6 protein-coding genes and 1 tRNA gene are annotated in these 6818 nt (G+C 66.7%); 1 reads left to right on the top strand and 6 read right to left on the bottom strand.

Going from position 1 to position 6818, the window contains the following annotated elements:
• The first annotated feature begins 185 nt into the window (after positions 1-185).
• Positions 186-1502 carry a site-specific integrase gene (locus tag U9980_RS18540; protein WP_322769069.1) on the top strand — a complete coding sequence of 439 codons (1317 nt, stop codon included), beginning with the start codon at positions 186-188 and terminating at the stop codon, positions 1500-1502.
• Positions 1503-1577: 75 nt separating this feature from the next.
• Here the strand turns inward: U9980_RS18540 and U9980_RS18535 are convergent.
• The 6 genes from U9980_RS18535 to U9980_RS18510 all read right to left on the bottom strand — a co-directional run bounded on the left by U9980_RS18535 (position 1578) and on the right by U9980_RS18510 (position 6174).
• Positions 1578-1653, bottom strand: a tRNA-Ala gene (locus U9980_RS18535).
• 1303 nt (positions 1654-2956) lie between these two features.
• Positions 2957-3088: a DLW-39 family protein gene (locus U9980_RS18530; protein WP_322750450.1), complete on the bottom strand. Its 132-nt coding sequence runs from the start codon at positions 3086-3088 to the stop codon at positions 2957-2959.
• A 113-nt stretch (positions 3089-3201) separates the two neighbouring features.
• Positions 3202-3744: a YbhB/YbcL family Raf kinase inhibitor-like protein gene (locus U9980_RS18525; protein WP_322769068.1), complete on the bottom strand. Its 543-nt coding sequence runs from the start codon at positions 3742-3744 to the stop codon at positions 3202-3204.
• Between the two features lie 572 nt (positions 3745-4316).
• Positions 4317-4868 (bottom strand): DUF4232 domain-containing protein, encoded by a 552-nt coding sequence (locus U9980_RS18520; protein WP_322769067.1) that lies wholly within the window; start codon positions 4866-4868, stop codon positions 4317-4319.
• A gap of 235 nt (positions 4869-5103) precedes the next feature.
• Positions 5104-5379 carry a hypothetical protein gene (locus U9980_RS18515; RefSeq protein WP_322752880.1) on the bottom strand — a complete coding sequence of 92 codons (276 nt, stop codon included), beginning with the start codon at positions 5377-5379 and terminating at the stop codon, positions 5104-5106.
• A gap of 12 nt (positions 5380-5391) precedes the next feature.
• Positions 5392-6174: a hypothetical protein gene (locus tag U9980_RS18510; protein ID WP_322769066.1), complete on the bottom strand. Its 783-nt coding sequence runs from the start codon at positions 6172-6174 to the stop codon at positions 5392-5394.
• Positions 6175-6818: the final 644 nt, after the last annotated feature.

Here is a 6818-nt window from a genome sequence, read left to right as displayed (position 1 = left end):
GGCGTTTCCGGCAACTCCCCGATCGCACGGGCCTGGTCCGGCCGGCGGCTGGGTACCCGACGTTCTCCCGTATCGGACGGTTCCCCCCCCAGCACCAGCCGCACTGACCAGCACCCCGGACTCCCAAGCCTCCTCCGGCGCCTTCTCCCCGTTTTTCCTCTTTCAGTAAGGAGTGATCATTCATCATGTCCAGCAAGAGACAGGACCCCACCGACTCCACCGACCCCACGGACGGCAACGAATCAACTGGCCCCAACGAAGGCGCGGAGCACAAAAGGCCGAACGCCTCCGCACGTCGGGAGCGTCGGCGAAGCCATGGTGAGGGTTCCCTCTACCAGCGTGAGAGCGACGGCCGGTGGGTCGGTGTGGTCGACCTGGGCTGGATTGACGGGAAGCGACGTCGACGCGTCGTCTACGGGAAAACCGAGAAGGAAGCGCTCGGCAAGATACGCGAGCTTCGCAAGGCGGCTGACCAGGGCCAGGATCTCGCCGCGAAGCCTCGGACCGTCACCGAGTGGATGAACTATTGGATGACCGAGATCAAAACCCACGACGGAACACGGCCGTCCACACTCGCCCGGTACCGGCACGCGATCGACGGGCATATCGTCCCGCTGCTCGGAAAGATCCGTCTGGACAAACTCGGGCCGGCAGACATCCGACGTCTGCACGCGGCACGCCGTGACCAGATGAAGCCGGCGAGCCTCGTGAAGATTCACGCCGTGTTGCGGGCCGCGCTCGCCGACGCGGAACGGATGGATCTGGTGAGCCGCAACGTCGCGAAGGCCGTCCGGCCGCCGAGCCTGGCCGGTGAGGAAAGCCACACGCTGACCATCAATGACGCCCGTCGGTTCCTGGCCCTTGCCGGGGACGATCGGCTCGAAGCGCTGTTCGTCCTGGCGCTCATGATGGGACTGCGCCGCGGTGAGCTGCTCGGCCTCAGCTGGGATGACATCGACCTTGACGCCCGGACGCTGCGGATCCGCCGTTCCGTCCAACGGGTCGGCGGGCAACTGCGACTCGTCGAACCGAAGACGCGCGGTTCACGGCGAACCGCGCCGATACCGGCGTTCGCGGTCGACGCCCTGGAACGCCAACGCAAGCGCCAGGCGGACGAACGGAACAAGGCCGGCGACTCCTGGCGGGACAACGGGCTTGTCTTCGCCTCCACGGTCGGAACACCGATGGAGCCGCGTAACGTCACCCGGCGCGTCCAGCAACTCCGCGGCGGCGCGGGCCTGCCGTGGCTACGGCTCCACGACTTCCGACACGCCTGCGCGACATTCCTCCTGGCGTCCGGGATCGAACCACGGACCGTGATGGAGATCCTCGGCCACACCACCGTCAGGATGACGATGGAGCGGTACGGCCACGTCCTACCCGAGCGACTTCACGCGGCGGCGACGGCGATGGACGACATCCTCAACCCGAAGAGCGACCCGGATCAGACATCCGAGGACGACACAGCGGCGGGCCAAGGCCAAGACCAAGACGACGGGTAGCGCGCCTTGGCTACACGGTTGGCTACATTTCGATCTTCTCGCTAGACGGGACAACCCGTCTTTGCAGGTGAGACGTGGTGGAGACGAGGGGAATCGAACCCCTAACCCCTGCCTTGCAAAGGCAGTGCTCTGCCAATTGAGCTACGTCCCCTCGAGGGGAAACTCTTCTAAGAGTACGGCACGCAGCCGGTAGCGGGCAGGTAGCGGGCCGGTCACGGATGAGACCGCACGGGGCGCGGGTTGTGTTCCGCGGAGCACAACCCGCGCCCCGTGCCTACCCGGTGGCCTGTCGTGTCAGGAGTTGCAGGATGCAAGCCCCAGTGCCCGCAGGAGGGATCCGGCAAAATTCGCATCCTCCGGACAGGAGGGCGTCGGTGCGGGTTGCGGCGACGGTGGGCTGGCCGAGTCGCCACCCCGCGTCAGCTCGGCCGTGCCGGCTGTCGAGGCGGACTCCTGGCCGGCTGAAGGCGAAGCCGCCGGGTTGGGCGCATTCGCCGGTGCGGCGGTGGATGGCCCGGTTGACGCCGCGGCCACAGGCCCCGCCGGATCGCCGGTGGGCGGACCAACGCCGCCCGGAGCCGCTGACGCTCCGACCGGGTCAAGCACGGACGTGGTACCGGCAGCCACCAGCCGCGGGTTGTTGCCCGATGCTGCCGGCGGCCGCCTGGGAGCAGCCGCCGCCGCAGCCGAAGCGGTGGTCACCCCGTCCTGTGCGTCCCGCGCGTCCTGCCCGGAAGGACCCACGATGCCGGGTGACGTCGTCGCCGCGCTGGCCGGCCCGTCACCCGACGTGCCTGGACGGACCACGGTCGTTTCATGCTGTCCGCCGCCCGAGAGCACAGCCGACACAACGAGCAGAACTATAGCTACGAATCCGCCCAAACCAGCACCCACGGCAACCTCGCGAGGCCGAGGAGTGTCGTCATCCGACCCGCTGGCGCCGATCAGGCGCCGTGATTCGCCGACGGGCACGCCGCTGTCGCTTGTCATCCGTCCCCTTCATGCCCGGAGCCACCTTCCAGGCGCCCGGACCGATCCCGGGCGTCCCCGTCCGACAGCCAGCTCTCACAACGCTTCGCCTACAACTTAGACACAAACGGTAATGAGACACATAGGATGCCAAAGGGAACTCAACCACAACCCCACTACTGGCGGGTTAAGCCCTCGGAAAAGGGCATGGGAGCTCAGGATTGAAGATCTTTAACGACCAGGGCATGCGGGTCTACCGGAGACTCCACGCAGCCGGAACCGGCCGGGCATCACAGCGGGCCGGCGGGTCGTTCACCGCCGACAGGCGCACAGGCGCACGGGGTCCCCGGTGGATGGTCAGGGGTCGAACCGAACCATCCACCGGGGATCACACGATCACAGGGGTGACCGATACCTCAGAGCTGAGAGAGAGGAGCACACGCCCTGACAGGACAGCCTGACAGGACAGCCCTGCGGGCGGGACGTCAGTTCAGGTTGATGGCCGTGGTCGCCTCGTGCCAGAGGTCGACCTCGTCCTTACCCCGCCGACGGCGCACGACCGTCGCCACGGCGCCGGCCCCGGCGACAACTGCGAGAACTACGAGCTTGCGAATCATGTAGGCCAACCTACCCGCGTCGGGCGATGCTTGCCCACCCGCCTGGTGCGACCCGTTGTGGGCAGCCGTGGGCGGTCGCGGCCACTCGATTCCCAACAGGTGCCGGGAAAAGGTCAGCGCTGGTAGGTGGCCCGAAGGACCCCGCGGGCGAGGGTGTGGAACGTCAGGTTGAACCCGACCACCGCCGGTGAGACGGAGTCGGGGATCCCGAGCGAGGGGACGTCGACCGCATGGACGGCGAAGACGTACCGATGTGGACGGTCACCTTCCGGAGGTGCGGCGCCACCGAAATCGACTGTTCCATAATCATTGCGGACGTGGAAGGAGCCCACGGGTAGGCCGGAAAGGTCACCGCTGGCCACTCCGTGCGGCAGTTCGGTGACCGAGGCTGGAATGTCGACCAACGTCCAGTGCCAGAAGCCGCTGCCCGTCGGTGCGTCCGGGTCGAAACAGGTGACAACGAAGCTCTGCGTCCCCGGCGGGAAACCCGTCCACGCAAGGTGCGGCGAGAGGTTCTGCCCGCCTGCGCTGGTGTGGACAGCCGTCGGCGGGAGCGTGTCACCGTCGGCGAAGTCGTCACTGGTGAGGGTGAACAACGGCGCGGGGGGGAGGGTATCGAAGGGGTCCGGGGACGTGCCGCGATCGAGCAGGGACATCAGCCAGCCTCATTTCCATTGTCAGATGATTACCGTCGTGCTGTGACATTGGTCGTGCTGTCGCATCTGCTGGGACACGACTTCTGTTGTGACACGACTGTTACGTGTCCGGCACAGCATTTCTCATGCAACCTCGGCGCGACGTGGCTCACCGGGTCCGTCGGGTCCCAGGCGGTGTTGCCCATCCACACGCAGCCACGACGCGTGTCACCTAAAAAGTAAAGTTATGTTAACCTAACTTTGAAGGGATTGGCGGCGACGCCGCACTCGACATCGCGCCCCGAGGTTGGTAAATGATCATAAATAGTGTTCTGAAAAGGACCTTACGGGCACGGTGGTGCGCGGTGGGCGCCCGCAGAAAAACTCGGGCTCGTTGCGGGTTTTTGGGTGCCAAGTGGGACGCGCGGGCCTCCGGCCCGCTACCCTGGGAGCGTCCCGGTGGGGTGACTACCGACTCCCCCCGTGTTGGTGGTTTCCCACCGGGGCGCTTCCCCTCGGCGCAGCGGGGAAGGCGTCCATCGCCGTTGCCGCCCGCGCAGGCCCTCGCGCATGCCTTCGGGACAGGTACGCGCTTACGCTCCGGGCGTGAGGGTCATGATGTAGGTGCCGGGATGCGTCGCGCCTTCCTGGTTGACGATCGGTCCGTATGTCCACGGCAACACGGTGGAACTGCGCTCATCGGGTGGCGTGATGCCGAGGCGCGTCGCGGCAAAATCGGAGCTGCCGGCCGTGTCATCGGCGAGGTAGGTCAGCGTCGCGTGCGCGTTCGCGCCCGGTGCGAGAACGATCCTTGTGCTGTTGACGAGCGGGGATCGCGGGATGTCATACGTGGCTCCGTCCGCGGACAGCAGCTGCGCGCCCGGGAATCCGTACATGCTGCATCGGGTCGCCGATTGGTTCGTGAACGTCACGGGGATCTGGCGTTGTGACGCGGCGACGGTCGTGACCGTGCCCAAAGTGACGGTGAGGCTCGCCATGGTGCACCGCGTGATCGTCGATCCGGCGGAGACTGCCGATGGCGGAGTGGCCGCCGAATGCACGGCACCGGCCGAGCCACCGCAGGACGCGGCAACGAGCGGTAGCACGAGCGGTAGCACGAGCAGCAGCACTTTCCGGCGCGGCACCCGATCGAGGTGTCGATGCATGCAGCCCCCAGGGCAGGTGCGCGGTTTCGGATGGAACGCGCGTGTTTCACCATTATGTCGTACACCGGCGTTGCCGACACCGACCAACGCCGCCCGCGCTACCCACCAAGGCGTGGATTAACCAACTCCAGGCGATCATCGGGACGGAGGAGCCGCCACACACAGGCCAAGCCGCTTGATGTCTCATCGAGTTTGACAGGTTCCGGGCAGCGGATCAGGGTCCGGTGAGCCCCTCTCGGACTGCGATGCCGGCGAGCCGGTCACCCTCCAGGTGGAATTCGATCAGCCATTTCGCCGAAATGAGCGGCCACCGCCCTCGCGCGGGTGCCGAGCACCGAATGACGCCGCCGACTGCCTCCGAACACTCCACATGCTGCGCGGCGGCGAAACTCCGGATGGCCGACGAGTCGCTTCCCAGCGGAAGGGCTTCCAGCAGCCGAGTGCGTACATCGGCAGCGGTCTTCAGTCGCTTCCACCGGATTCCGGCCATCGGGGTGCTCCGTCAAAGAATCTGGCCCCATCCAGGGGCGATCATCACTGGCTTGTTCTCGGGCACACCACTCTTGTTGAGGATCGTACGCGCGACGGAGTTGCTGTTCGGTCCGGTCGGCTGGTACGGAATCGCCGCCGCGTCGATCCGGCTCAGCTCCCTGGTGAAAGAGGCGTCCTTCCCGTGCGCGGCCGGGCCCGCCATGACCGTCGTCGACGGGGCACCGGGCTCCCAGTCGATGGTGCCCGGTGTGTACGGGCCGTGATCGCATTTGATCGCGCCGTACCCGCCCGGACCACCCCGACCGCTCGGCCCGCCCCGGAAGAAATAAGGGGTTCCGGAGGCGTCGATATAGATCACGAACAGGTGGTAGACCGGCAGTCCGGCCAGCCCTCGGATCTTGGTGGCCCGAACGTCGATCTGGCCGGAGGGCGGGGCCGCCGCCCGCTCCTCACCCGAGCCGGTATCCGCACCCGCGTCATCGGGCTGGGTGTCGACACCCGCGATCGCTCCGGCGTCATGGATATCGCGGTCCACGTCCTGGCCACCGTCCTGCTCGCCGTTCTGGGCGGCGTCCTGGCCGGTGTTCTGGCCACGGTCTTCATCCGAGGAGGACGATGACCACTGGCGCTGAACCTGGGGCTGCAGGGTTGTCAGGAGGCTTGTCATCGCGCGGTTGCCCACAGTGCTCTGCAACGCCAGCAGGCCGAGGCCGCCAACTGGTGCCGGGGACACCTTGGACGGCCGGGCATGAGCCCGCACCGTTGGGGCGAACTCGGGGTCCACATATCGCATGCGGAGTCCTCCTCCACCAATCCCGCCTTGGAGTAAACCGTGCCGCCATAGGCGCTGGCGAGCGCTCAGGGGCAGCCTTTCGGGCAGTCGTACCGGCAGTCGACATCACGTACAACCGTGGGAGCAGGGCACGGAGTGCTTACCGGCGGTCCTGGGCGAGCCCAAGGCGCGGTTGCTGCGGTTTCACGCCGGCCTCGGCGTCGGGACACGTTGACTACGATGCGTGACACTGGGTTTGTGGACATATGGGGCAAGACCCTCTATGGGGAGCGGCCACGTCGTCCTGATGCACGCGGGACGTGGGAGGCAAGACCCGGCTGAGGTCGCCCACAACAATGCCCATGATGCCTGCCACCACGAGTGGGACATTCGCCGAACCCTCGACCAAGTGGGTCCTGCTGACCAGCGGTGGCGATCAGGCGCTGCGATCAGGCGCTGCGGGAAGGTGTTCGTCGCCGTCCGCGACGATTTCACGGGCGTAGGCGTCGAATTCTTCCAGGCTGCGGAAGGCGGTCGTGCGGCCCGTCACATGGGGTGGTGCCCATCGTGAACTCGATCATCGCACCGGCATCCCTCGCCATGGCTCGTCAGGCGCCGCGCTGTTGGCTGCCACCAACGGTCAGGAGAGCGTCAAACCGGCTCAG

It is taken from the genome of Protofrankia sp. Cr1 (genome assembly GCF_963555865.1).
GTDB lineage: Bacteria > Actinomycetota > Actinomycetes > Frankiales > Frankiaceae > Protofrankia.
The sequence above is the reverse complement of the archived record's forward strand: the minus strand, read 5'-3'. Positions and strand labels throughout refer to the sequence as shown.